Annotated in this window: 24 protein-coding genes; 14 read left to right on the top strand and 10 right to left on the bottom strand. The window is 73.4% G+C overall.

Features of this window, described 5'->3' with window-relative positions; genetic code table 11:
* Positions 1–528 precede the first annotated feature (528 nt).
* Complete coding sequence (locus ACQPXD_RS44785; protein ID WP_432829274.1) at positions 529–969, top strand: hypothetical protein; 441 nt, start codon at positions 529–531, stop codon at positions 967–969.
* Between the two features lie 136 nt (positions 970–1,105).
* Here the strand turns inward: ACQPXD_RS44785 and ACQPXD_RS44780 are convergent, their stop codons facing one another.
* The 4 genes from ACQPXD_RS44780 to ACQPXD_RS44765 all read right to left on the bottom strand — a co-directional run bounded on the left by ACQPXD_RS44780 (position 1,106) and on the right by ACQPXD_RS44765 (position 6,525).
* A complete protein-coding gene (locus ACQPXD_RS44780) occupies positions 1,106–1,696 on the bottom strand; it encodes a TetR family transcriptional regulator (RefSeq protein WP_432829272.1) in 591 nt (196 codons plus the stop codon).
* Positions 1,697–1,864: 168 nt separating this feature from the next.
* A complete protein-coding gene (locus ACQPXD_RS44775) occupies positions 1,865–2,602 on the bottom strand; it encodes an ABC transporter permease (RefSeq protein ID WP_432829270.1) in 738 nt (245 codons plus the stop codon).
* A 4-nt stretch (positions 2,603–2,606) separates the two neighbouring features.
* Positions 2,607–3,332 (bottom strand): ABC transporter ATP-binding protein, encoded by a 726-nt coding sequence (locus ACQPXD_RS44770; RefSeq protein WP_432829268.1) that lies wholly within the window; start codon positions 3,330–3,332, stop codon positions 2,607–2,609.
* A 157-nt stretch (positions 3,333–3,489) separates the two neighbouring features.
* Positions 3,490–6,525, bottom strand: a complete 3,036-nt coding sequence (locus ACQPXD_RS44765; RefSeq protein WP_432829266.1) for a hypothetical protein — start codon at positions 6,523–6,525, stop codon at positions 3,490–3,492.
* Positions 6,526–6,813: 288 nt separating this feature from the next.
* Here ACQPXD_RS44765 and hisI point away from each other — a divergent pair, with 288 nt between their 5' ends.
* The 5 genes from hisI to ACQPXD_RS44740 are packed head-to-tail and all read left to right on the top strand — an operon-like array spanning position 6,814 to position 11,262.
* Positions 6,814–7,170, top strand: a complete 357-nt coding sequence (gene hisI / locus ACQPXD_RS44760) for a phosphoribosyl-AMP cyclohydrolase (protein WP_432844186.1) — start codon at positions 6,814–6,816, stop codon at positions 7,168–7,170.
* Positions 7,167–8,702, top strand: coding sequence for an anthranilate synthase component I (locus tag ACQPXD_RS44755; RefSeq protein ID WP_432829264.1), 1,536 nt, complete (start codon positions 7,167–7,169; stop codon positions 8,700–8,702). Before hisI ends, ACQPXD_RS44755 begins: the two co-directional genes overlap by 4 nt.
* Complete coding sequence (locus ACQPXD_RS44750; protein ID WP_432829262.1) at positions 8,699–9,259, top strand: Trp biosynthesis-associated membrane protein; 561 nt, start codon at positions 8,699–8,701, stop codon at positions 9,257–9,259. The genes ACQPXD_RS44755 and ACQPXD_RS44750 overlap by 4 nt, the downstream gene beginning before the upstream one ends.
* Positions 9,260–9,311: 52 nt before the next feature.
* Positions 9,312–10,610 carry a non-homologous end-joining DNA ligase gene (gene ligD, locus ACQPXD_RS44745; protein WP_432829260.1) on the top strand — a complete coding sequence of 433 codons (1,299 nt, stop codon included), beginning with the start codon at positions 9,312–9,314 and terminating at the stop codon, positions 10,608–10,610.
* A 16-nt stretch (positions 10,611–10,626) separates the two neighbouring features.
* Entirely contained in the window at positions 10,627–11,262 is a 636-nt protein-coding gene (locus ACQPXD_RS44740) for a Uma2 family endonuclease (RefSeq protein ID WP_432829258.1), read from the top strand.
* Here ACQPXD_RS44740 and ACQPXD_RS44735 read toward each other — a convergent pair.
* Positions 11,187–12,251 carry a hypothetical protein gene (locus ACQPXD_RS44735; protein WP_432829256.1) on the bottom strand — a complete coding sequence of 355 codons (1,065 nt, stop codon included), beginning with the start codon at positions 12,249–12,251 and terminating at the stop codon, positions 11,187–11,189. The two genes, ACQPXD_RS44740 and ACQPXD_RS44735, sit on opposite strands and share 76 nt — an antisense overlap.
* A 174-nt stretch (positions 12,252–12,425) precedes the next feature.
* Here ACQPXD_RS44735 and trpC point away from each other — a divergent pair, with 174 nt between their 5' ends.
* From trpC to ACQPXD_RS44715, 4 genes are read left to right on the top strand one after another with little or no spacing between them, the layout of a single operon-like run.
* A complete protein-coding gene (gene trpC, locus ACQPXD_RS44730) occupies positions 12,426–13,229 on the top strand; it encodes an indole-3-glycerol phosphate synthase TrpC (protein WP_432844184.1) in 804 nt (267 codons plus the stop codon).
* A gap of 26 nt (positions 13,230–13,255) precedes the next feature.
* Positions 13,256–14,443 (top strand): tryptophan synthase subunit beta, encoded by a 1,188-nt coding sequence (gene trpB, locus ACQPXD_RS44725; protein WP_432844182.1) that lies wholly within the window; start codon positions 13,256–13,258, stop codon positions 14,441–14,443.
* On the top strand, positions 14,440–15,237 hold the full coding sequence (gene trpA / locus ACQPXD_RS44720) for a tryptophan synthase subunit alpha (protein ID WP_432829254.1): 798 nt from the start codon (positions 14,440–14,442) through the stop codon (positions 15,235–15,237). The genes trpB and trpA overlap by 4 nt, the downstream gene beginning before the upstream one ends.
* A gap of 26 nt (positions 15,238–15,263) precedes the next feature.
* On the top strand, positions 15,264–16,466 hold the full coding sequence (locus ACQPXD_RS44715) for a PQQ-binding-like beta-propeller repeat protein (protein ID WP_432829252.1): 1,203 nt from the start codon (positions 15,264–15,266) through the stop codon (positions 16,464–16,466).
* 193 nt (positions 16,467–16,659) lie between these two features.
* Here the strand turns inward: ACQPXD_RS44715 and ACQPXD_RS44710 are convergent, their stop codons facing one another.
* Both ACQPXD_RS44710 and ACQPXD_RS44705 read right to left on the bottom strand, forming a co-directional pair.
* Complete coding sequence (locus ACQPXD_RS44710) at positions 16,660–17,343, bottom strand: SGNH/GDSL hydrolase family protein (protein WP_432829250.1); 684 nt, start codon at positions 17,341–17,343, stop codon at positions 16,660–16,662.
* Positions 17,344–17,354: 11 nt separating this feature from the next.
* Entirely contained in the window at positions 17,355–17,840 is a 486-nt protein-coding gene (locus ACQPXD_RS44705; RefSeq protein WP_432829248.1) for an NUDIX hydrolase, read from the bottom strand.
* Positions 17,841–17,963: 123 nt separating this feature from the next.
* Here ACQPXD_RS44705 and lgt point away from each other — a divergent pair, with 123 nt between their 5' ends.
* Positions 17,964–18,959 carry a prolipoprotein diacylglyceryl transferase gene (gene lgt / locus ACQPXD_RS44700; protein ID WP_432829246.1) on the top strand — a complete coding sequence of 332 codons (996 nt, stop codon included), beginning with the start codon at positions 17,964–17,966 and terminating at the stop codon, positions 18,957–18,959.
* Positions 18,959–20,131 (top strand): FAD-dependent oxidoreductase, encoded by a 1,173-nt coding sequence (locus ACQPXD_RS44695; RefSeq protein ID WP_432829244.1) that lies wholly within the window; start codon positions 18,959–18,961, stop codon positions 20,129–20,131. Before lgt ends, ACQPXD_RS44695 begins: the two co-directional genes overlap by 1 nt.
* On the opposite strand, the gene ACQPXD_RS44690 is transcribed toward ACQPXD_RS44695, so the two are convergent.
* On the bottom strand, positions 20,121–20,312 hold the full coding sequence (locus ACQPXD_RS44690; protein ID WP_432829242.1) for a hypothetical protein: 192 nt from the start codon (positions 20,310–20,312) through the stop codon (positions 20,121–20,123). The two genes, ACQPXD_RS44695 and ACQPXD_RS44690, sit on opposite strands and share 11 nt — an antisense overlap.
* On the bottom strand, positions 20,309–21,292 hold the full coding sequence (bioB, locus tag ACQPXD_RS44685; protein ID WP_432829240.1) for a biotin synthase BioB: 984 nt from the start codon (positions 21,290–21,292) through the stop codon (positions 20,309–20,311). The genes ACQPXD_RS44690 and bioB overlap by 4 nt, the downstream gene beginning before the upstream one ends.
* Before the next feature lie 87 nt (positions 21,293–21,379).
* Here bioB and ACQPXD_RS44680 point away from each other — a divergent pair, with 87 nt between their 5' ends.
* Both ACQPXD_RS44680 and bioD read left to right on the top strand, forming a co-directional pair.
* Positions 21,380–22,573 (top strand): 8-amino-7-oxononanoate synthase, encoded by a 1,194-nt coding sequence (locus ACQPXD_RS44680; protein ID WP_432829238.1) that lies wholly within the window; start codon positions 21,380–21,382, stop codon positions 22,571–22,573.
* Between the two features lie 245 nt (positions 22,574–22,818).
* Positions 22,819–23,508 (top strand): dethiobiotin synthase, encoded by a 690-nt coding sequence (gene bioD / locus ACQPXD_RS44675; protein WP_432844180.1) that lies wholly within the window; start codon positions 22,819–22,821, stop codon positions 23,506–23,508.
* Positions 23,509–24,140: 632 nt separating this feature from the next.
* Here the strand turns inward: bioD and ACQPXD_RS44670 are convergent.
* Entirely contained in the window at positions 24,141–24,797 is a 657-nt protein-coding gene (locus ACQPXD_RS44670) for a histidine kinase dimerization/phospho-acceptor domain-containing protein (RefSeq protein ID WP_432829236.1), read from the bottom strand.
* Between the last annotated feature and the right edge of the window lie 119 nt (positions 24,798–24,916).

The raw sequence follows: 24,916 nt of genomic DNA, 5'->3' as shown, positions 1-24,916 counted from the left end.
AGGTCTTCTCACACGGTGGGCCGCGATCAGGTTCCACACGGCCGGCGCTGCACGCTGCGGAGCACGGCGCAGCGAGCAGAAGTCTCCGCGATCATGCTGCACCTGCTGGTGACACCAACGGTTTTTCATGATCACGGAGTGCTGATGTACACCCGTGTGCCAGAAGTCTCCGGGATCATGGCAAACCCGTGGTTCGCCACGGCGTGCTTCATGATCACGGAGACATACATCCGGCCCGGTCGCGTCGATCGGCACGGGTCGTGGGTGTCCGGCCACGTGTTGTGGTTGCTCGGTGCTCGGTGCTCGGTGCTCGGTGCTCGGTGCTCGGTGCTCGGTGCTCGGTGCTCGGTGCGCGGTGCGCGGTGCGCGGTGCGCGGTGCGCGGTGCGCGGTGCGCGGGGTTGGGGTTGGGGTTGGGGCTGCGCGGTCGGTGGTTGGGTGGGGTGGGGCTGGGGTTTTGCGCGGCGTGCGCTTTCGGGTGCTCTGTGCGTTGCGGGCCAGGTGGGCCGCCATACGCTAACTTGTGCGCATGACAGCCGGGGGGCGGCGGTACGTGCCGATGTCGGTGCGGATCGCGGTGACGGGGTTCAATGCTGTCGGCGCTGTCATGTTGACGTTGGCGTTGACGGCGCTCGGGGTGTTGCTGTCCGGGATGCAGGTGGATCCCGTGGCGCAAGGGGGGACCGGGTACCTGGACTTCGTGCTGTTCTTCAACGCCGTCCTGTTTCTTTCGCCGCTTGCCGCTGCGCTGGTCTTTCTTGGCGTGCGGGTGCGGCGTGGTGAGCACTGGGCCTGGTTGGCGAGCCTGGTGTTCTGGGCGTTCGTCGGCGCGATGGCGCCGCTGCTGGCGTGGCTGTTGCCGGCGCCGACGCCGTTCGGGGTGGTGCCGGCCCTGGTCGCGGTCATGGTCTTCGGGCTGTTGATGACGCCCGAGGCGCGCACGTACTGCGCGGAACCGGAGGACGCGTGAGCCAGGAGCCGCTGCCCGTAGTGGGGGCCGGTGCGGGTTGCGCGGCTGTGAGGTGTCGGCGCGGGGTCGGCCGGTGGGCCGGGCGGGGCGTCGGGGGAGGATCTGCCGGTGGCCCTGTTGCGGGCCGCGGGCGGGGTCAGGGGAGAGGGTCGGCCAGGTAGCGCTGGATCGTTGGGCCGATGGTGCGGACCACCTCGTCCTGGGGCATGGAGGCCAGGGGTTCGAGCTTCAGGATGTAGCGGATCATGACGATGCCGATCACCTGGGAGGCGACCAAGGAGGCGCGTTTCGGGGCCTCGGCCGGGTCCAGGTTCAGGGCCTTTGTGGCGCGGCGGAGGATCTGGGCCACCAGGAACTCGCGCACCATGCGGGCCGACCACTCGTGCTGCATCGCGCTGCGGACCAGGGCGACCGCGGTGCTGCCGGCGGGGGAGTCCCAGATGCTGATGAAGGTGCGTACCAGACGTTCGCCGACGCCCTCCAGGCCTGGCTCGAAAATCTTGGGGATGATCTCCGTTGGGTTGAGCGGGACCGCCATCGACGCCAGGAACAGTTGCTCCTTTGCCCCGAAATAGTGGTGCACCAGCGCCGGGTCGACCCCGGCGCCGGTGGCGATCTGGCGGATGGACGCGCCGTCGTAGCCGCGTTCGGCGAAGGCCTGGCGGGCGGCGGTCAGGATGGCCTCTCGGGTGTCCTGGTTGCCGGGGCGTCGTCCGGTGCGGGCCATGAGCCTCTCTCTGTGAGCGGGACGGGTCAGGAGTGCGTGGCGGGTCGGGAGTGCGTGGCGGGTCGGGAGTGCGTGGCGGGTCGGGAGTGCGTGGCGGGTTAGGGGCGCGCGGCGGGTTAGGGGCGCGCGGCGGGTCAGGGGCGTGGCGGTGCTGCGGGGAGGGGCAGGTCAGGGGGTGCGGCGGCGCAGGGTGGCGGCGCCGAGCAAGAGTGCCACGATCACGCAGGCGATGATGATGATCAGGTCGCGCCACATGATCGAGGTTGGGTCGGTGTGGGTGCCTAGCTCGGTGAGGGCCTCTACGGCGTACGACATGGGGAGCACGTCGCTGATGGCGTGCATCCAGTCGGGCATCCGGTCGCGGGGCTGGAGGAGGCCGCAGAGGAGGACCTGGGGGAGTACCACCGCGGGCATGAACTGGACGGCCTGGAACTCGCTGTTGGCGAAGGCGCTGACGAGCAGGCCTAGGGCCATGCCGAGCACCGAGTTGCCGACGGCGATCACGCCGACCAGCCACGGCGGGCCCAGGGTGTCCAGGCCGAGCAGCCAGAACGCCAGTGCCGAGACGGCGGCCGCCTGTACCGCGGCGGCCACGGCGAATGCGATGCCGTAGCCCAGCAGGATGTCGACCTTGCCGATCGGGGTGGTCAGGAGGCGCTCCAGGGTGCCGCTGGTGCGCTCGCGCAGCATCGCGACGCTCGTCAGCAGGAACATGATGACCAGCGGGAACACGCCCAGCATGATGAGGCCGATGCGGTCGAACAGCAGCGGGTTGTCGTTGTAGAGGTACCGCAGCAGCGTGAGCAACACCGATGGGACCACGAGGATCATGGCGATCGTGCGGCGGTCGTGACGCAGTTGGCGCAGGATGCGGCCGGCGGTGCCGAGGGTCAGTCTCGGGGACATCTGCTCAGGCCACCTTTTCCGTGTCGCGGGCCTGCACGAGCCTGAGGAACGCTTCGTCGAGGTCGTCGGTGCCGGCGCTTTGGCGTACCGCCGCGGGGGTTTGATCGGCGATCAGGTCACCGTCCCTGATCAGCAGCAGGCGGTCGCAGCGGCCGGCCTCGTCCATCACGTGGCTCGACACGAGCAGCGTCGAGCCGGCCTTTGCCAGGGCGTGGAAATGCTGCCAGAGCTCGTTGCGCAGCACCGGGTCCTGGCCAACGGTGGGCTCGTCGAGCACCACCAGCGGGGGCTTGCTCACGATCGCGCAGGCGAGCGAGGCGCGGGCGCGCTGGCCGCCGGAGAGTTGGCCGACGAGCTGGTCCTTGGCGCTGGTCAGGCCGACATCGCTGATCACCGCGTCGGCCTCGTTGGCGGCGAGGCCGTAGAGGGAGGCGAAGTACCTCGTGTTCTCGCGGACGGTGAGATCGGAGTACACGCTCGGTGCCTGCGTGAGGTAGCCGACCTTGTCGCGCAGCTGCTTGGACCCGGCGGGGTGGCCGAGGACGGTGACGGTGCCGCTGATGATCTTCTGCACGCCGACGACGGCGCGCATGAACGTGGTCTTGCCGCTGCCGCTGGGGCCGAGCAGGCCGGTGACGCTGCCGCTGGGCACGGCGCAGGTGAAGTCGTGCAGCACTCGCCGCTTGCCGCGCGCGATGACGAGGTGCTCGACCTCGATCGCGTTGGTCATCGTGGCTCCTCACTCTCTCCGGGGGGGTGCCGTGGAGAAACTCAACGTCTGTTGAAATCAACGGTAGTTGAAATATCCGGGCCCGGTCAAACCCCGAAATGCGGCAGGGGGCGGGCCGGGTGTCCGGTCCGCCCCCTGCCGGGGTGTTACGCGACGATCAGAGCGAGAGGAGCCGCTCGAGGAAGTCCTTGTACTGCCGCAGCGCCACCCGCAGCGACTCGGTGTCGGGCTTCTTCGCCGTCTTGCTCGGGTTGAGGGCGTGCTGCTGCTCCTGCAGCTTCTCGGCGAGCGTCTCGATCGCGTCGCTGACCACAGCAGACGCGCGGGCGACCGCCTTGACCGGGTTGTCGACGAACTTGGACTCGGCCTTCACCAGCCGCTGCCGGAACTGGTCGGCCCGCTTCTGCTTCCACACGACGATGCGCTCTTCGACGATGTCCCCGGGCGCGAGCGCGGCGACCGCGTATTCGTCCTCGTCTTCGTCCTCTTCGTCCTCGTCCACGACGGCGATCGGCTCGTCCTCTTCGGAGTCGTCCTCCTCGTCGTCGGCTTCGGCGGCCGGAGCGTCCTCGTCGTCCTCGTCTTCGTCTTCGTCGTCCTCGGCCGTCGCGACGACGTCGTCTTCCTCGTCGTCTTCGTCCTCATCGTCCGCCGCGTCGGCGAGGGCCTCGGGCTCCTCGTCCTCGTCGGTGTCGGCCTCGACCACGGCAACGACCTCGTCCTCGTCGTCGTCGATCTCCTCGACCTCGACCTCGGCCACCGCGACGACAACGACCTCGTCGTCCTCGATCTCGACCACGGCCACCGCAACGACCTCGGGCTCTTCGTCGCCGGCCTCGGCGACCTCCTCAGCCTCCGCGGCGGGCTCGTCCTCGTCGCTCTCGGCCTCGGGCTCCGCGACCTCTTCGGCGTCCTCGGACTCTTCGGCCTCGGCGACCGCTTCCTCTTCGGCTTCGGCCTCCGCCTCCGCGGCGATCTCTTCCTCAACGGCCGCTTCCTCGGCGGCTTCCTCGGCTTCGGCGACGATCTCCTCGACGAGCTCCGCGGCCGCTTCCTCGATGGCGATTTCCTCCGCGGCGATCTCTTCGGCGGCCTCGGCGGCTGCTTCCTCGATGGCGATTTCTTCCACGAGTTCCGCGGCCGCTTCCTCGATGGCGATTTCTTCCGCGACCTCGGCGGCGATTTCTTCCGCTGCCTCTTCCGCTGCCTCTTCCGCGGCGATTTCCTCGGCGATCTCGGCGGCTGCTTCCTCTGCGGCGATTTCTTCTACGAGTTCCGCGGCTGCTTCCTCGATGGCGATTTCTTCCGCTGCCTCGGCGGCTGCCTCTTCGGCGGCGATTTCCTCGGCGGCCTCGATGACCGCTTCCTCGGCGGCTGCCTCCTCGGCCTCGGCGACCGTCTCCTCGGTCTCGGCGGCGGGCTCGTCGGCCTCCTCCGCCTCGCCGGCCGGCTCCTCGACGTCGTCCTCGGCCGCGGGCTCCTCGACCACGACGACGGCAACGATCTCCTCGGCCGGCTCATCGGCGGCGTCGGACTCGGACTCTTCGACCACGACGACGGCGACGATCTCAACATCCTCGTCGGCCTCGGCCTCGGCCTCGGGTTCCTCGGCCGACTCGGCCGCCGGCTCCTCGGCGACCGTCTCCTCGGCCTCGGCGGCCGGCTCCGCGTCCTCGGCGGGCTCCTCGTCGGTGGTGGCCTCCTCGGCTACCGCCTCGGGTTCGTCCTCAGCCGGGACGTCCTGCGCTTCCGCAGCCGGCTCGTCGCCGTCCGCTGCCTCGACCTCCGCGACCGGGTCGGCATCCTCATCCGTCTCGCTCTCTGCCGCCTCGGTCTCGCTCTCCGCGACCGGGCCTTCCTCGTCCTCGGCCGCGGCGGGCTCTTCCGCCTCGGGCTCCGCTGCCGTGTCGTCCGTCGCGGCCTCCTCGGCCACCGCCTCGGCGTCGACCTCGTCCGTCGCCGCCTCCTCCGCCGTTTCCGCGACGGCCTCGGGCTCCTCGTCGCCCGTTTCCGCGACCGCCTCGGGCTCCTCGTCGCCCGCCTCTGCCTCTTCGGCCGTCTCGGCCTCGGCCTCGACGTCCTCGCCCGCCTCGGCCTCGGGCTCAGCCTCCGCAGCTGCCTCCGCCTCCGCGTCGTCGGTGGCCTCGGGCTCGGCCGCGACTTCCGCCTCGGGCTCGGCCTCTTCGGTGGCTTCGGCCTCCACCTCAGCGTCGTCGGTGGCCTCGGGCTCGGCCGCGACTTCGGCCTCGGGCTCGGCCTCTTCGGTCGCTTCCGCCTCGGGCTCGGCGTCCTCGGTGGCTTCGGCTTCCGGCTCGACGGTCGCCTCGGCCTCGGCGGCGGGCTCCTCCTCGCCGGCCTCGGGCTCCCCGTTCTCCACGACCGCTTCGGGCTCGTCGCCGGCCTCCGCGTCCGGCTCGGCCTCCGCGGTCTCCTCGACAGCCTCGGGCGCCTCGGCTTCGGCAGCGTCGATGGTCTCGGCTTCCGCGGTCTCCTCGGCGGCGTCCTCGACAGCCTCGGCGGCGGCGTCGATGGTCTCGGCCTCCGCGGCCTCCGCGGCCTCCGCGGCCTCCGCGGCCTCCGCGGCCTCCGCGGCCTCCGCGGCCTCCGCGGCGTCCTCGACAGCGTCGGCGGCGGCGTCGACGGCCTCGGTCTCCTCGGCGGCGTCCTCCACAGCTTCGGTCTCGACGGCCTCGGCTTCGGGAGCGGCGGTCTCCTCCACGACCTCAGCGTCCGGAGCGGCTGCAGCCTCCGGAGCGTCAGCGTCCTCGGCGGTCGCGAGGACGGCCTCCGGCTCCGCGGCTGCGTCCTCGGTGGTCGGTTCGGAGGTTTCCGCTACAGCTTCCGTGTCCGCGGCCCCAGCGTCGGTCACCTCGGCGGTCGCCTCCTCCGCCTCCGGGGCGGCGGCCTCTTCCTCGGCAGCGGGGCCGACGATGCCCGAGATGTCGTCCGGCACGGCGACCGAGATGGCGGGGGTGTCGGCCAGGTGCTCGGCGGCGGCCGGGGCGACCTCGACCGGCGCCTCGGTCTCGGGCTCGGCGGCGGGGGCGGCCGGCGGCTCGGCGGCGGCCGCGGGGGCGTCGTCGAGCGGCTGGCGCGGCTCGGGCACCACGGCCTCGGCCGGGTGCTCCTCGGAAGTGGCGACTTCTGGGGACGGCTTCGACTGGTCGTTCGGCGGGGTGAAGTTGGGGTGCATGGTTGGTCCTCCGTCCGCTCGGTCCGAACGGGGGCAGCCACCCGTTCGGACTGCTGTTGGCTCAGCGCTGGGGGTCGCGGACGCCGGGAGGCCGAGCGGCGCCCGGGACCGACGACCGCTTGACCGGCGTTAGCGGATGCCCCCGGGGTAGACGGGTAGGGGGCGGCCGTCGGCAGGCGGGGAAGGGTGGGCGACCGCGCAGTTCTTCCGTGCGGCGCACCGCCAAGGTACCCCTTCCGCACCAGCTGCCATAGACCCAAAACCGCCGAGTGTCCGAGGTGCGCGAGAATTGCCGCTGTGGCATCGAACCTTGATCCGGAAATTGCCGGCCGCCTGCGGTGGAACGAGGCTGGGCTGGTGGCGGCCATCGTCCAGGAGTACGGCACGGGGGAGGTGCTGATGCTCGGCTGGATGGACGCCGAGGCGCTGCATCGCACCCTCACCACGGGGCGGGCCACCTACTGGTCGCGCAGCCGCCAGGAGTACTGGGTGAAGGGCGAGACCTCCGGCCACGCGCAACACGTCAAGGGCGTGGCCGTCGACTGCGACGGCGACGCGCTGCTGCTCACCGTCGAGCAGACCGGTGCGGCCTGTCATACCGGCAACCACACGTGCTTCTTCACCGCACTGGAGGTGACCGGATGACCACCGGCGCCGTGGCCCCGGACGAGGGGACCTTCCGCGAGCTGGCCCGCACCCGCCGGGTGGTGCCGGTGACCCGCCGCCTGCTGGCCGACGGCGAGACGCCCGTCGGCGTGTACCGCAAGCTCGCCGGCGGCCCGGGCACCTTCCTGCTCGAGTCCGCCGAGCAGGGCGCCGGGGCGGCGGGAGCGGTCTGGTCGCGGTACAGCTTCATCGGCGTCCGCAGCACCGCCACGCTCGTCGAGCGCGACGGGCGCGCGCACTGGCTGGGCGCGCCGCCGGCGAACGTGCCCACCGAGGGCGACCCGACCCAGGTGCTGCGGGCCACCATCGCGGCGCTGACCGCCGACGACGCCGACCTGCGCGCGCTGAACCTGCCGCCGCTGTCCGGCGGTCTCGTCGGGTTTCTGTCGTACGACGCCGTCCGCCGCTTCGAGCGCCTCCCCGAGTTGGCCCTCGACGACCTGCACCACCCCGAGCTGGGCATGATGCTCGCCACCGACCTGGTGGCGCTCGACCACTTCGAGGGCGCGGCGCTGCTGATCGCCAACGCGGTGCTGCCGGCGGCCGGGGCGGACGACGCGGTGGTGACGGCGGCGTACCACCAGGCGATCGGCCGGCTCGACGCGATGACCACCGCGCTGTCCCGCCCGACGCCCCCGCTGGTGTCCACTGTGGACGTCGTGCCGGTCGGCGAGGTGGTCAGCCGGACGCCGGTCGGGGAGTACCCGAAGGCGGTCGAGGTCGCCAAGGAGGCGATCCGGGCCGGGGAGTGCTTCCAGATCGTCGTCGCGCAGCGCTTCGAGCGGCCGTCCGACGCCGACCCGCTCGACGTCTACCGGGTGCTGCGGACCACCAACCCGAGCCCGTACATGTACCTGCTGCGCTTCGACGGGTTCGACGTAGTGGGATCCTCACCCGAGGTACACGTGAAGGTGGACGGGCGGCGGGCTCTGCTGCATCCCATCGCGGGCACGCGCTGGCGCGGGGCGACGCCGGAGGAGGACGCCGCGCTCGCCGCCGACCTGCTGGCCGACCCGAAGGAGCGCGCGGAGCACGTGATGCTCGTCGACCTGGCCCGCAACGACCTCGGCCGGGTGTGCAAACCGGGCACGGTCGAGGTGCCCGAGTTCATGACGGTTGAGCGGTACTCCCACGTCATGCACATCGTCTCGACCGTCGTCGGCGAGCTCTACGACGATCGCAGCGCCTTCGACACCCTCGCCGCGACCTTCCCGGCCGGCACGCTGTCGGGCGCGCCCAAGGTGCGCGCGATGGAGATCATCGAGGAGCTCGAGCCGACCCGCCGGGGGCTCTACGGCGGGGTCGTCGGCTACTTCGGCTTCGGCGGCGACATGGACACCGCCATCGCGATCCGCACCGCGCTGATCCGCGACCGGATGGCCTACGTCCAAGCCGGCGCCGGCATCGTCGCCGACTCCGACCCCGCGGCTGAGGAGACCGAGACCCGCAACAAGGCCGCCGCCGTGCTCGCCGCGATCGCGACCGCCGAGACGCTGCGGCCGGCGCGGTGAACCTCTCGGGGCGGCGGGGCCTGGCCATCACGGCCGTGGCCTGCGCCGCCGGCGCCGCGCTGGTCCTGATCGCCGCCACCCGGAGCTGGCAGGACGTGGTCACCGCGCGCCCGGCCCCGCTCGCGCCGACGGTCGAGCACCGCACCGGCGCCGACATCGCGCCGTGGCTGCCCGCGCTGGGCGTCGTGGCCCTGGCCGGCGCCGGCGCGCTCTTCGCCACCCGGGCCGCGGCCCGGCTCGTCGTGGGGATTCTGTTGCTGCTGTCCGGCGCCGGCGTGGTCGTCGCCGCGCTGCTCACCCTCGGCGACGGCGCCGGGGTGGCCTGGCCGCTGCTGTGCGTGCTGGGCGGCCTGCTGGTGCTCGGTGCCGGCGCGGTCACGGTGCGTGCCGGACGGTCGTGGCCGGGCATGGGCGCGCGCTACGAGCGGCCGGCCGCCCCGGCGAAGCGGCCGGACCGCCCGGTCTCGCAGGCGGAGCTGTGGGACGCCCTCGACCGCGGCGAGGACCCGACCGAGCGCGGCGACGGGCGGGATCGCGGCAAGGGCCCGACGAGCTAGGAGCACGGCGAAGGCCCGGCCGGCCAGGAGCGCCGCGGGTAGGGTCGGGCCCATGGCGAGCAGCACCGAGGAAGTGATCGAGGTCGCCGGGCGCGAGGTGACCGTCACGAATCCCGACAAGGTGTACTTCCCGAAGTCCGGCCGCACCAAGCTCGACGTCGTCCGCTACTACCTGGCCGTCGCCGACGGCGCCCTGCGCGGCGCGGGCGGCCGCCCGATGGCGCTGAAGCGCTACGTCAACGGCATCGAGGGCGAGGCCTTCTTCCAGAAGCGCGCGCCCGCCAAGCGCCCCGAGTGGATCGAGACGGCCGAGCTGCGCTACCCCTCCGGGCGCACCGCCGAGGAGGTCGTGCTGCGCGACGCCGCCCAGCTCGCCTGGGTCGTCAACCTCGGCTGCCTGGAGCTGCACACCCACTCCGTGCTGGCCGAGGACCTCGATCGCCCCGACGAGCTGCGTATCGACCTCGACCCGGTGCCGGGCGTGCCGTGGGGCCAGGTGGTGGACGTGGCGCTGATCGCCCGCGAGGTCCTGGAGGAATACGGCCTGGCCGCCTGGCCGAAGACGTCGGGCTCGCGCGGCTTCCACGTCTACGCCCGCATCGAGCCCCGCTGGACCTTCGCCGAGGTCCGCCGCGCCGCCGAGGGCTTCGCCCGCGAGGTCGCCCGCCGCGCGCCCGACCTGGCCACGGGCGCGTGGTGGAAGGAGGAGCGGCAGGGGGTGTTCGTCGACTACAACCAGAACGCCAAGGATCACACGACCGCCTCCGGTTATTCGGTGCGCCCGTCTGAGGAGGCCAGGGTCTCCGCCCCGCTCTCCTGGGACGAGGTGCCCGCCTGCGACCCGGCCGCCTACACGATGGAAACCGTCCCCGGCCGCCCGGACCCGTGGCAGGGCATCGAGGACGCCCGCGGCTCGCTGGAGCCGCTGCTGGAGCTGGCGGCCACCTTCAAGAAGCGCCCGCCGGCCAAGAAGGGCACCGGCCGCCGCCAGCCGAGCATGCCCCTCATCGAGATCACCCGCACCGCCACCCGCGAGGAGGCCCTGGCCGACCTCGACCGCTGGAAGGAGCGCCACCCCACGGTGTGGCCGCTGCTGGAGCCGGCCGACGTCCTGGTCGACTCGATGCGCGGGATCAATTCGGTGTGGTATCGCATCCGCATCAACCTGGTCCACGTCCCCGAGGCCGACCGCCCGCCGCAGGAGCCGCTGGAACACGACTTCGACCCCTTCGCCCGCTGGAAGGAAATGCAGGCCCGAGGCCAGATCCCGGCCCGCTGGCAACGCCCGAGCCCCACACCCCCAAAGCCCGACGCGGACGAAGATGACCCCTCGGGGCCACAGGGCCATTAGGGGTAGATTGCTCGGCGTGAGAGCCGGGGACGTTGGCCGTCGGGAGTTGAGCCAGCACGAGGGCCCGTGGACCGAGGCGGAATATTTTGCGCTGGGTGAGACGGCCGATCGGATCGAGCTGCTTGACGGGAGCCTGCTGATAAGCCCGGTTCCGAGCAAGCGGCACCAGCGCCTCGCCTCGTTGCTGTTCTTCGAGCTCGATGCCGCCGCCGCGAAGGCAGGCCTGCTCACCTGGAAGGCCGTCAACGTCCGCCTCCACACCGGACGGATCATGATTCCGGACCTGGTCGTGGCGGACGCCGACGAAGAGGGCGACGTGATCGAGGCCCGCGACGTGGCGCTGGTCGTCGAGGTGGTTTCGCCCGGCAACGCGGGCACGGACCGGCTGATCAAGACGCAGCTTTACGCGGCCGCCCGAATACCGCTGTATCTGCTCGTGGAACAGGAGCCGCCGGGCGAGGTGACGTTGCGGTTGCTGCGGCTCGAAGGCTCCGACTACGTCGAGCGCGCGGTGGCCGAACCAGGCGACGCGCTCAACACCGGTTCTCTGCGGCGCGGCCGTCCAGACCAGAACGGTCACCGGGCCTCCTCGGGGGCGTCGACCCAGCCGGCCAGGAGGACCAGGCCGGAGGGGCGGTCGACGGCTAAATAGCCGAACGGGGTGTCGAAGCGGGCCGTGACGCGCAGCCGCTGGGTGGTCGTGGCGGGGCGGGCCGGCACGGGGACGACCGGGGCGGGGGTCGTCGGCGCGGGGCGGAAGCCGGGAGCGGTGAAGGCGGCCGCGACGCTCTGGCCCGCCGCGCCGAGCCGCAGGCCCGGGGCGATGCCCGGGAAAGCGGCGGCGCGGGTGGCGGCGGTCAGGCCCAGGAGGTCGGCGAGGGGCAGCAGGTCGTGGGCGGCCGACGCGGCGAAGCGCGGCACCTTCACCACCAGCTCCGGCTCCGGGTCGTCGGCGGCGACCACGGTGGCGGTCACGCCGGGGCCGTCGGTGGACGCGGGCGGGGAGCCGGCGAGGGCGGTGACGGCCGAAGACAGCACGGCGCCCGGTGGGGCGGCGCCGGCCGTGGTGCACAGGACCACGTCCACGGGGCCGGTGCCGGGGACGGTGAGCAGCGTGAGCGGGCCCAGCGGCGTGGCGGCGACGCGCAGCGCCGACAGGTCGGAGCCGCGGCGGTGCAGCGACGCGAGGCGGCGGCCGGACCAGGGGCCCGCGGTGGGGCGCAGGATGCCGTCGGTGAACGGCTCACGCCAGTCGGCGACGACGGACAGGGCGCAGGCGAGTGTCAACGAGGTGTCGGCGGTCGTCAGCGGCAGCGGTGGGACGGGGGCGCCGGTCTGGGCGGCGGCCCAGGCGTCGAGCAGCGGGCGGTCGATGGCCGGGTCGCCGGTCAGGCGCGGGTCGCAGCGGGCCGCCCAGTCCAGGGTGAGCGCGGCGCCCTCGCGGGTCCAGACGCCCAGGGCGGCGCGGATTGGCAGCTCCAGCGGCGTGGGCGCGACCGCGCGCAGCTCGGCGCGGGCCGGGTCGGCGGCGACGGTGGCGAGCAGGGCCAGGAGCGGATAGACCGCGGCGGCCGAGAACACCCGCACGGGTGACACGGACGCCCAGCCGGCCGTCAATGTGTTCGCCCGCTCGACGCTCATGCGGGACACCCTAGAGCGGGGGTACGACAAAAACCGGCGGCGAGGCATTATGCCCTAGTCCCTCAGGTGACGTCGGCCATACCCCCGCGGCCTTCCACTGACCGGGGGCGACCTAGCATCGGTCGCATGACCACCGGAGAGGGGAGCTCCTTGATCAACGCGGAAAGCGGCCGGGTGCTCGAAGAGATCCTCGCCGGAGTGCGCGAGGACCTGGCGGTCCGCGAGACCCAGGTGCCCCTGGCAGACATCAAGCAGCGCGCCGCGCAGGCTCCGCCGCCGCTGGACGCCTACGCCAAGCTGCGCGCCCCCGGCGTCGGCGTGATCGCCGAGGTCAAACGCGCGTCGCCGTCGAAAGGGCAGCTCGCCGAGATCCCGGACCCGGCCGAGCTCGCCAAGGAGTATGCGGCCGGCGGTGCCCGCTGCGTCAGCGTGCTCACCGAGGGCCGATGGTTCGGCGGCAGCCTCGACGACTTCGCCGCGGTGCGGGCCGCGATCGACGTGCCGATGCTGCGCAAGGACTTCGTCGTGTCGTCGTACCAGGTGCACGAGGCCCGTGCCTACGGCGCCGACCTCGTCCTGCTCATCGTCGCCGCGCTCGACCAGAACACGCTCACCGGGCTGCTCGACCGGATCGAGAGCCTCGGGATGACGGCGCTGGTCGAGGTGCACGACGAGGAGGAGACCGACCGCGCGCTGGAGGCCGGCGCCCGGGTCATCGGCATCAACGCCCGCAACCTGCGCAACCTCGAGGTCGACCGCACGGTGTTCGAGCGGATCGCGCCCGGCCTGCCCGCCGAGGTCGTGAAGATCGCCGAGTCGGGCGTGCGCGGGCCGCACGACCTGATCCGCTACGCCTCCGCCGGCGCCGACGCGGTGCTGGTCGGCGAGGGCCTGGTCACGCAGAAGAGCCCCCGGGACGCGGTCGCCGAGCTGGTCACCGCCGGCAGCCACCCGGCGACGCCGCGGGCGGCCCGGTGAGTGCGTATCTCTCCGCCGCCGGCCTGATGCCCGACCCCGCCGGGCACTTCGGCACCTACGGCGGGCGGTTCGTCCCCGAGGCCCTCATCTCGGCGCTGGAGCAGCTCGACGCCGCCTACCGCCACGCGCAGGCCGACGAGGCGTTCCAGGCGGAGTTCGGCCGGCTGCTGCGCGACTACGCCAACACGCCCAGCCCGCTCTACCGGGCCGAGCGGCTCTCCCGCGGTACCGGCGCGAATTTCTTCTTGAAGCGCGAAGACCTCAACCACACCGGCGCCCACAAGGTGCGCAACGTGCTGGGGCAGGCGCTGCTGACCAAGCGGATGGGCAAGACGCGCGTGATCGCCGAGACCGGGGCCGGCCAGCACGGCGTGGCCAGCGCCACCGCCTGCGCGCTGCTCGACCTCGAGTGTGTCGTCTACATGGGCGAGGAGGACACCCGGCGGCAGGCGCTCAACGTGGCCCGGATGCGAATGCTGGGCGCCACCGTGATACCGGTCTCGACCGGCTCCAAGACGCTCAAGGACGCGATCAACGAGGCCCTGCGCGACTGGGTGACCAACGTCGACGACACCCACTACCTGCTCGGCACCGCCGCCGGCCCGCACCCGTTCCCGGCGATGGTGCGCGACTTCGTCGGCGGCATCAGCGTCGAGGCCCGCCGGCAGATCCTCGAGCAGACCGGCCGGCTGCCCGACGCGGTCGCGGCCTGCGTCGGCGGCGGATCCAACGCGATCGGCGCGTTCCACGCGTTCGTGCCCGACGAGGGCGTGCGGCTGTTCGGCTTCGAGGCCGGCGGCGACGGCGTGGAGACCGGCCGGCACGCGGCCAGCATCACCGGCGGGGCGACCGGTGTGCTGCACGGCGCCCGCACCTACCTGCTGCAGGACGAGGACGGCCAGACCGTCGAGTCGCACTCGATCTCGGCCGGCCTGGACTATCCCGCGGTCGGCCCCGAGCACGCCTACCTGCACGACACCGGCCGCGCCGAGTACGAGCCGGTCACCGACGCCGAGGCGATGGACGCCTTCAAGCTGCTGTGCCGCACCGAGGGGATCATCCCGGCCATCGAGAGCGCCCACGCCGTGGCCGGGGCGCTGCGGGTCGCCCCGCGGCTGGCCGCCGAGCTCGGCCGCGAGCCGACCGTGATCATCTGCCTGTCGGGCCGCGGCGACAAGGACATGGACACCGCGCGCGAATGGTTCGAGGTATGAGCGTCCTGACCGCGTTCGAGCGGGCCCGCGCCGAGGGCCGCAGCGCGCTGATCGGCTACCTGCCGGCCGGGTTCCCCGACTTCGCCACCGCGGTCGAGGCGGTCCGGGCCATGGTGGACAACGGCGTCGACGCGGTCGAGGTGGGCCTGCCCTACTCCGACCCGGTCATGGACGGCCCGGTCATCCAGCGCGCCACCGAGGCCGCCCTGGCCGGCGGGTTCCGGGTCCGCGACGGCCTGCGCACCGTCGAGGCCGCCGCCGGCGCGGGCGCGCCGATCCTCACCATGACCTACTGGAACCTCGTCGAGCGCTACGGCGTCGAGCGCTTCTCCGCCGACCTGGCCGCGGCCGGCGGCGCCGGGCTGATCACGCCCGATCTCATCCCCGACGAGGCCGAGCCGTGGCTGGCCGCCTCCGACAAGCACGGCCTCGACCGGGTCTTCCTGGTCTCGCCGTCCTCCACCGACGCGCGCATCGCCACGACGGCCGCCGCCTGCCGCGGCTTCGTGTATGCCACCAGCGTCATGGGCGTCACCGGCGCCCGCAGCACGACCAGCAGTGCCGCGCCCGCCCTGGTGGAGCGGGTCCGCCGGCTCGCGCCCGGCACGCCGGTCGCGGTCGGCCTCGGCGTCTCCACCGGCGCCCAGGCCGCCGAGGTGGGCGCCTTCGCCGACGGCGTGATCGTCGGCAGCGCCCTGGTCCGGTGCCTGCTCGACGCCGAGACGCCGGCGGCCGGGGTCGCCGCGGTCGCCAAGCTCAGCGCCGAGCTCTCCGAGGGCGTCCGCCGCCACTGAGCGCCCGCTGGGGCGTTGAGCCCTCCGTGGGTCTTTTTCCCGATTTGGTACTGCGGGTGCTCCCCCTCGTGGTGGTGCCCGCCCTGCTCGGATCGCCGGCCGACTCGGACTGGCGCCAGGACGGCGGTGATGCCGGGCGCTCCGGGCACCAGGCGATCACCGGTGGCCTGAACGCGGCGACCGCCCGGAACCTCCGCCTGACCTGGACCGCCCCGGCCACCCGCCCGGAGGAGCAGATCGGCGGGGCGGTGGTGGTCGACGGCACGCTGTTCCGGTCGGCGGGCGGCCCGTCCGGCCAGATCCGCCGCTACGACGCCGTCACCGGCAACGACCTCGGCCCGGTCGTGGACGTGCCGGGCCGCGCGTTCGGCGAACTGGCCGCCGCCGGGGACACGCTGGTCGTCGAGTCGATCGAGCGCCCCGGGCTGCGGCGGTTCCTCAGCGGGTACCACACCAATGGCGAACAACGCTGGGAGATCACCCTCGCCGATGCGGTGTCCGGCGGCTACACGCTGCGTGACGGGCTGATCCTGCGCAGCGCGGGCGCGACGCTCAGTGCCTACCGCGTCGCCGACGGCGGCCTGGCCTGGTCGGCGCCGCTGCGCGGGGAGCCCGGGTTTCATCCGCCGGTCGGCGCCGGGGACCTGGTCGTGCAGGCCGCCGAGCCCGACCGGCTCCAGGCCTTCGACGCCCGTACCGGCGCCCCGGCCTGGGAGGCCACCGCGAGCGGTGCGGAACTGGTCGCGGCGGTCGGCAGTGTGTTCTCGGTGGGTGAGCGGGGCGTGTGCGCTTTCGCCGCCCGTGACGGAGCGCGGCGGTGGTGTGACGCGGAGGCGCTCGAGTCGCCGGTATTCGCGAGCGTCTCGGCCCCGGACGGCGCGCTGTACGTGATCGACGGCCACGGCGGGCTGGCCGCGCTCGACCTCGCGACCGGCGCCCCGCGCTGGCGCACCGGCTACGGCCTGTATTCCGAGGTCGACGCCGCCTACTGGGCGCCCGTGAACGGCGGCGGGGTGGTCTACGCGGTGGTGTACCACTTCGCCATCCGTGACGGCGTGAGCACCCATCGGGTCGAGCTGATCGCCGCCGACGCCGCGACCGGGCGCCTGGTGCGCCGCCTGGACCTCGACGTCGACTCCCTGCACGGTGGCGAGCCGCTGCTGCTCTCCGGCGACCACGTCTACTTCGCCGCGCTGCGGAAGCTCTACGCCCTAGCGCCTGTTTCGTAGCTGGGGTGGGTGCGAGGCGGAGTCCAGGTTTCGTCCAGTGGTGGCCCGCGGAAGCCAGGCTACCGGTGTTGTAACCGGGCTTTCGTGGGACGCCGCTGGCGCCTTGGGCGACCCGGCCTGGCGCAGTGCGCCGGGTCGGCCTGGGCGAGAGACATGGGCCCGACGCAGCCCCGCCTCAGCTATGAAACAGGCGCTATCGGCGTAGGGCGGCGCGCCAGGTGTCGCGGATGGCCTGGGCGCCCCAGGCGTTGGGCTCGATGTGGCCGCACAACCACAGCTCGGGGTTTGCCGGGTGGGAGTCGGACCCGGTGATGTCGCCGGCCTGGGCGCCGTGGCCGAGGAACGCCGCGTGCAGGTCGGCCACGGCCGCGCCGTGGCGGGCCGCCGCCGCGCGGATCGCGTCGTTGAGCGCGGCCAGCACCACCGGGCCGTCGGCGACGTCGGGCAGCCCGGCCCAGGACAGGTCGCCGGTGCCGTCGGTGGGGTCGTAGACGGTGCTGACCACGATCCTGGCGCCGGTGGCGGCGAGGCTCGCGAGGGTGGCGTCGTAGTTGGCCGCGACCGTCTCGACCGCGCCGGAGACCTTGTCCGGATTCTCGACCATGGCCGTGAGCAGGTCGTTGCCGCCCATCGTCAGCGTGATCAAGGCTGGGCGGTCGCCGACCTGGCCGACCTGCCGGCGCAGCACGTCGTCGCTCGTCGCACCGTCGCGCGCGAGTAGCGCCAGCTCGATGCCGAGGTCGTCGGCGAGGAGGGAGGCGGCGCCCAGGCCGGGGCCGCCCGCGTAGTCGTCGATCGACATGGAGTCGCCGAGCGCGAAGTACCGCGGGGCCATGTAGCGATCATCGCCGATGCTGCCCCGGCGGGCCAAGAACATTCGGGGAAGTTTCAGGCCTCGACGATGTCCGGCTCGCTGTCGCGCTCGACCTCGCGGATCACGCCGGTGCGCCCGGCGGCCGCGTCGGCGATCGCGGTGCGGGTCGTGGCGGTGAGCGGCTCCGGCAGCGCGTCGGGGGAGTGCCAGGCCAGGCCGCTGATCCGGCCGGGGGCGTTGAGGGCCGGGCCGCCGCCGTCGAGCCGGCCGCGGAAGACGCTGACGAACAGGTCGGGCGTGGTCTGGCCACAGCCGTCGCCGGTCAGCTGATACATCCCGATCAGCTCGACCACCTCGGTCTCCAGGCCGGTCTCCTCGCGGATGTCCCGGATCACCGCGTGCACCGGGCTCTCCGCCGCGCGGATCTTCCCGCCGGGCAGGCCCCAGAGCCGGTGCCCGCCGGCCTGGCGGCACAACAGCACCCGGCCGGACGCGTCCTCGATGACGGCGGCCACCGCCGAGGTGACCTTGCTGCCGTTACTCAGCGTTGAGTAGCTCATGTTCGCACTTTAGGCGCCGCCGCTCAGCGTCGCGAGAGCTTCGCTGATGGTGATCTCTCTCCGTGGGCGCCGAGGCCGGGGCGGTCGTCGCATTCCGCCGGATCGGCGGTAGCGTGTGCACCCGTGGAAGCTCCCCTATCACCGCTGGCCGAGATCCCGAGCCCGACCCGTGGCGTCTGGGACCTGGGACCGATTCCCCTGCGTGCCTACGCACTCTGCATCGTGCTGGGCATCATTGCCGCCTGCTTCATCGCCGACCGGCGCCTGCGCTCCCGCGGCGCGCCGCCGTGGGTGATTCTCGATGTGGCAATCTGGGCGGTGCCCTTCGGCATCGTCGGCGCCCGGCTGTACCACGTGATCACCTCCCCGGAGGCGTACTTCGGCGAGAACGGCTCGCTGGTCGAGGCGCTGTACATCTGGAAGGGCGGCCTCGGCATCTGGGGCGGCGTCGCGGCCGGCGCGCTCGGCGCCTACATCGCCTGCCGCCGCATCGGCCTGCCCTTCGGCATGGCCGCCGACGCGCTGGCGGTCGGCCTGCCGGTGGCCCAGGCCATCGGGCGGTGGGGCAACTGGTTCAACAACGAGCTCTACGGCAAGGCGACGACCCTGCCGTGGGGCCTCAAGGTGTACAACTGGGACACCGAGCACGGCCGCGCGCTGGAGGCCGCCGGCCAGCCCATCGTGCTGGGCGTGTTCCACCCGACGTTCCTCTACGAGTCGCTGTGGTGCATCGGCGTGGCCGTGGCGGTCTGGCTGCTCGACCGGCGGTACAAGTTCGGCCGCGGCCGGGCCTTCGCGCTGTACGTCATGCTCTACACGGTCGGCCGGTTCTGGGTCGAGCTCCTGCGCGTCGACGACGCCCACCACGTGCTCGGCATGCGGCTGAACAACTGGACCTCGATCGTCGTGTTCCTCGGCGCGCTGGTCTACTTCCTGCGCGTCCGCGGCGCCCAGCAGCACGTGACCGTCGACGACGATGGCCACATCCAGCCGGTCGTCGCTTCGGACGGGTCCCCGGCGGAAGCGGAGCCGGCGGCAGCGGCCGAGGACGAAGCGCCGCAAGAGCAATCCGACGGGGAGCGCGAGAGCGAGAGCAGCGACGCGGCCGGTAAGGGCTGATGCGGACCGCGGTCGTGGTCGGCGCCGGCGTCGGCGGGCTCGCCGCCGCCGGCGCGCTGGCCCGGGCGGGCTGGAAGGTCACCCTGCTCGAGCGCGACGACCGGCTCCGCCCCGGCCGGGCCGCGCTCGTGCTGTGGCCCAACGGCATCCGCGCGCTGCGCGCCCTGGGCCTGGCCGGCGGCCTGGACGGCATCTCCACGCCGGTCCCGCCCGCCGGCATCCGCCGCCCGGACGGCACCTGGCTGGTCCAGCCCGGCGCCGCCGACCTGGAGTCGCCACCGGTGGTCGTGCACCGCGAGGACCTGCACGACGCGTTCATCGCCGGCCTCGGCGAGCAGGTTGACGTGCGCGGCGGCATCGAGGTGCAGTCGGCCCGGGTGCGCCGGGACCGCCCGGCCGTCGGCGACGGGCGGGTCACCTTCGAGGCCGACCTGGTCGTGGCCGCCGACGGGCCGGACAGCGCGATCCGCCGCCGGCTCGCCGCCGCGAGCACCTTCGCCAGCGCCGGGTTCGCCGCGTGGCGGGCCGTCATCCCGTGGTACCGCGCCCCGGAACTGCCCTCCGGCACCGCCCCGCACGGCGAGACGCTCGGCGAGGGGCGGCGCTTCGCCTTCGCCTCGCTGGGGGAGCGGGGCTCGGCCGGCGGCTCGACCCGCGGCGGCATCTACTGGGTGGCCACCGTGCCCGGCGCGCTGCGCCCCGAGCCGGCCGCCGGCCAGCTGACCCTGCTGCGCCGCTGGTTCGCCGGCTGGCACGCGCCGGTCGTGCAGCTGCTCGCCGCGACCGAGGCCGACGACCTGGTGCAGGAGCCGGTGGGCGAGCTGGCGCCGCTGCCGGAGACCTTCGGTGTGCCGGCCGGGCCGGGCGGCTACGCGCTGGTCGGCGACGCCGCGCACGTGATGCCGCACCACCTGGCGCAGGGCGCCTCGCTGGCCCTGGAGGACGTGGCCACGCTGCAGACCGTGCTCGTGAGCGGTGCGCTGGGGCCGGCCCTGCAGGAATACAACCGCCTGCGCCGCGCCCGGATCCTGCGAGTCCTGCAGCATTCTCATAAAGCGGCGGCGGTACTGCAGATGCGCGGCCGGCTGGCATCCTCCCTCGCCCGCGTCAACCCGCGCACGCTGGAGCGGGCCGCGGCGGCCGCGACCGAGTGGGCCGGGCCTACCGGCTGATCGTCCCGTGCTCCACGCACGCGGCCGTCCAGCCGGTCGGCATCACCTGCACCTTCATCCGGCGCCGGCACTGCGGGCAATACCGCGGCGGCTCCAGCTCCCGGGCCGCCGCGCACGCCGCGTGAGAGTCGCCGGCCAGCGGCTCCCCGCAGCGGTCGCAGTAGGTCAGCACGGCGTTCACAGCGTGGCCGAGAGCGCCTTGACCGGCATGCTGAGCTCGTCGAGCAGCGCCAGGTCCTGCGCCGGCGGGCGGCCCAGGGTGGTCAGGTAGTTGCCGACGATCATCGCGTTGACCCCGCCGAGCAGGCCGTCGCGGGTGCCCAGGTCGCCCAGCGTGATCTCCCGGCCGCCCGCGTAGCGCAGCAGCGTGTGCGGCAGCGCCAGGCGGAACGCGGCGATCGCGCGCAGCGCGTCCTTCGCCTCGAGCACCGGCTGCTCGGCCAGCGGCGTGCCCGGCCGCGGGGCGAGGAAGTTGAGCGGCACCTCGTGCGGGTCGAGCCGCTGCAACTGGACCGCGAACTCGGCGCGCTGCTCCAGGCTCTCGCCCAGGCCCAGGATGCCGCCGCAGCAGACCTCCATGCCGGCGTCGCGGACCATGCGCAGCGTGTCCCACCGCTCCTGCCAGGTGTGGGTGGTCACCACCTGCGGGAAGTAGGAGCGCGCGGTTTCCAGATTGTGGTTGTACCGATGAATGCCCAACTCGGCCAGGCGGTCCACCTGCGGCTGGCTGAGCATGCCCAGCGACGCGGCGATGTTGATGTCCACGGCCGCCCGGATCGCGGCGACCCCGTCGGCGAGCTGCGCCATGAGCCGCTCGTCGGGCCCGCGAACCGCCGCGACGATGCAGAACTCCGTCGCCCCGGTCGCCGCGGTCTGCCTCGCGGCCTCGACCAGCGCCGGGATGTCGAGCCACACCGCCCGCACCGGCGAGGCGAAGAGCCCCGACTGCGAGCAGAAGTGGCAGTCCTCGGGGCAGCCGCCGGTCTTGAGCGACACGATGCCCTCGACCTCGACCTCCGGCCCGCACCAGCGCATCCGCACCTCGTGCGCGAGCGCCAGATACTCCGGCAGCTCCTCGTCGGTGCAGCGCAGCACGGCGAGCACGCCGTCGGCGTCGAGGCCCACGCCGGTGTCCAACACGGCCTTGGCAGCAGCAAGCATGCTCGTACCTTACAAATCGTTTGGGTCGCCTGTCCGGTCCCCGACGGGCTCGGCTAGGTTGTGCACATCACACAACTGGCATCGTAGATGTTCTACAACACCTTCGGGAGGTTCGCGGTGGAGTGGCTGTCCGCGCTCGATGACGAGGCCGCCGCCCGGCGCGCCGCCGGCCTGCGCCGTGAGCTGCGGCCCCGCCCCGCGGGCGACGCCGATCCCGTGACCGACCTGGCGGGCAACGACTACCTCGGCCTGTCCCGCCACCCGCACGTGCTCGCCGCCGCCGTGCGCGCCCTGGAGGGCTTCGGCCTCGGCGCGACCGGCTCGCGCCTGGTCCGCGGCTCCACGGAGTTGCATCGCGATCTGGAGGACGGGCTGGCCGCCCTGCTGGGCATGCCGTCCGCCCTGGTGTACTCCTCCGGCTACCTCGCCAACCTCGGCGCCGTCCGGGCCCTGGTGCGCCCCGGCGCCCTGGTCGTCTCCGACGCGCACAACCACGCGTCCCTCGTGGACGGCTGCCGGCTGGCCTGCGCCGGCCGGTCCGGCCGGGAGGGCGCGGAGACCGTCGTCGCACCGCACGCCGACCCGGACGCGGTCGCCGCGCTCCTGGCCCGCCACCCGGGTCGCCCCGCCGTCGTGGTGACCGAGAGCATCTTCTCCGTCGACGGCGACCTCGCCCCGCTCCCGGAGCTCTACGCGGTCGCCCGGGCCCACGGCGCCCTCATGCTCGTCGACGACGCGCACGCCCTGGGCGTGCTCGGCCCGTCCGGCGCCGGCGGCGTGGCCGCCGCGGGCCTGGCGGGCGCCCCCGGCCTGGCACTGACCGCCACCCTGTCCAAGTCCCTGGGCGCCGCCGGCGGCGTGATCGCCGGCCCCGCACAGCTGCGCCGCGCCCTGGTCGACACCGGCCGGACGTTCATCTTCGACACGGCCCTCCCGCCCGCCGTGGCCGCCGGCGCCCTGGCCGCGCTGGACCTGCTCCGCGCCGGCGACGCCCTGCGGTCCGAGCTGCACGCCCGCGCCGGCCGCGCCGTCGCCCGCCTGCGCGCCGACGGCCTGGAGGTCTCCGAACCGGCCGGCGGCGTCATCTCGGTCGCCGCCCCCAGCCCCGACGAGGCGGTGGCCTGGGCGTCCGCCTGCCGCGACCGGGGCGTGGCGGTAGGCTGCTTCCGTCCACCGTCCACTCCGGACGGTCGCTCACGCCTGCGGCTCACCGTCAACGTGGGCGTGCCCGCCCCGGCCTTCGACCGCGCCATCGACATCATCCTGAAGGAACGCCCGTGACCGCCGCCTCCAACGGCTCACCCACCCCCGCCCGCGCCTCCTTCGGCCCCACCTACGCGTCCGGCCTCGGCTCGGTGTCTGCGTCCGGCTCGGGCTTTGGCGCGGTGTCTGCGTCCGGCTCCGGGTTCGGTCCGGGGTCCGGCACCGGTCTTGGACCTGGGTTTGGTTCCGGCGTCGGCTCTCGGGTCGGTGCCGGGTTCGGGTTCGACTTCAGCGAGGAGATTCCGGGGCCGGTCACCGGTCCCGTGGTGGTGACCGGGACGGACACCGGCGTGGGCAAGACGATCGTGACCGCCGCGATCGCCGCCGCCGCCACGGTCGCCGGCCTGAGCGTCGCGGTGGTCAAGCCCGCCCAGACCGGCACGGCGGAGGGCGACGAACCGGACGCGGTCACGGTCGCCCGCCTGGCCGAGCCGGCCAGCACCCGCACCCTGGCGAGCTTCCCCGACCCACTGGCCCCGCTCGCCGCCGCCCGCGTGGCCGGCGAGGATCCGCTCACGGCGGTGATGGCCCAGCTGGCGGTACGCTCCATCGCCGACAACCACGACATGACCCTGATCGAGGGCGCCGGCGGCCTGCTCGTGCCGCTGGGCGAGAACGGCTGGACCTTGCTGGACCTGGCCGCGGCCATCGGCGCGACGGCGATCGTGGTGGTCCGTCCCGGCCTCGGCACGCTGAACCACACCGCGCTGACGTTGGAGGCCCTGGCCCGCCGCGACATTCCGGCCCTGGTCGTCTTCGGCGCCTGGCCCGCCGACCCGGAGCTGGTGCACCGCACCAACCTCCACGACCTCCCCGGCGACCTGGCCGGCGCGATCCCCGAGGGCGCCGGCGCGATGACCCCACCACTGTTCCGCCGCGAGGCAGCTCACTGGCTGGACCCCCGCCTGCACGGCCGCTTCGACCCGGTCGCCTTCCGCTCCCACAGCCGCTGACCCGCCGATCCCGCCCCTGCACGCCCGCTTCGACCCGGTCGACCCGCTAGGCCCCGCGCGCGGGCTTGCCCTTGCCGGTCTCGCCCCTGCGCGGCCGCTTCGAGCTGGTCGCCTTCCGCTCCCACCGCCGCTGGCCCTGGCGCGCGCGGGTTGCCCTCGCGGGTCCGGTGCCTGCCCGGCCGCTTCGAGCTGGTCGCCTTCCGCTCCTATACCCGCCGACCTCGATGTGGCACGCCGCCGGTCGTCGCCGGGTCGGCACCCGCCACTGCCTCGCCCGGCCCGGCAGTGGCGGGCGCCGCGGTCCTGGCGTCCGGCGGCGGATGGTCCAGCGGCGCGCCGCCCGTTGCGCGTTATGTCTCCGTGATCATGCTCGACCGGCGGTGTGCACCGCGGGTTTTTCATGATCACGGAGACTCAATGTACGCCTGGGTACCGCATCTCTCCGGGATCATGAAAAACTCGCGCATCGGCGTAGCCGCCTGCATGATCACGGAGACTTGTGGTCGACGCGAAATATCCAGATGCTCCGCATCCGGATATTTCGGATTTATCGCCTGTCGGGGTATAAATCCGAAAAGTCGTGGCGCGGAGCGCCCGACTTTTCGGAGCGCGGACCGTGACCGGGCGCGGGGTCAGCGGGAGGTGGGGACGAGGGCGGAGGAGGGCAGGGTCAGGCGGAATGCGGCGTCGTCGAGGCGGATCTGGCCGCCGCAGAGGGCGGCGACCGCCTGGGCCACCCGGATTTCGGCGGTGGGGCGCGGTTGGTCCTCTGTCGGGCGGCGTTGCGGGGCGGCCGTCAGGTCCGTGTGGGGGACCACCCGGGCGTCGATCGTCGGTGCCGGGTCGCGGTGCAGGGTGATCTCCACGTGCGCGCGGGCCGGTGCCGCGACCGCGAGCCACAGCACCAGCTGCCCGACCAGGTGGCGGCAGATCATCTCGTCGACCGCGACCGGGGCCGAATCCGGCAGGTCCGCGTGGATGCTCACCGCGCCGGCCACCGCTACGCGGCGGGCCAGGTCGACCGCGTCGCGCAGTACCGCCACCAGATCGGTGGTGCCCTCGCGATCGGTCGGTGTGCCGGTGGCGGCGAGCGGGAGGACGACGCTGTCGACGTACCGCTCCAGCCGTTGCGCGTTGCGGTCGATCGCGTCCAGGCAGGCCGCGCCGTCGCCGACGACGCCCGGAGGCAGGTCGTCGCGCAGGAGGCGGGTGTAGGCCAGGATCGAGGTCAGCGGCGTGTGCAGCTCGTGCCGCATCCGGGCCGCCTGGTCATCACCGGTGGCGAACATGGTCGAACCCCCTCTCACGCCATCAAACCGGACAAGCGGCGCCGAAGGTATGTGGTGTCACTCGATCGCGTTCATAGCCAGCCGATTGGGACCAGGCACCCACCTCGCCGCAGGTGATC

The sequence above is a fragment of the Dactylosporangium sp. CA-092794 genome (genome assembly GCF_050948465.1).
Classification (GTDB): domain Bacteria; phylum Actinomycetota; class Actinomycetes; order Mycobacteriales; family Micromonosporaceae; genus Dactylosporangium.
This window is presented reverse-complemented; position numbering and strand designations above follow the sequence as displayed.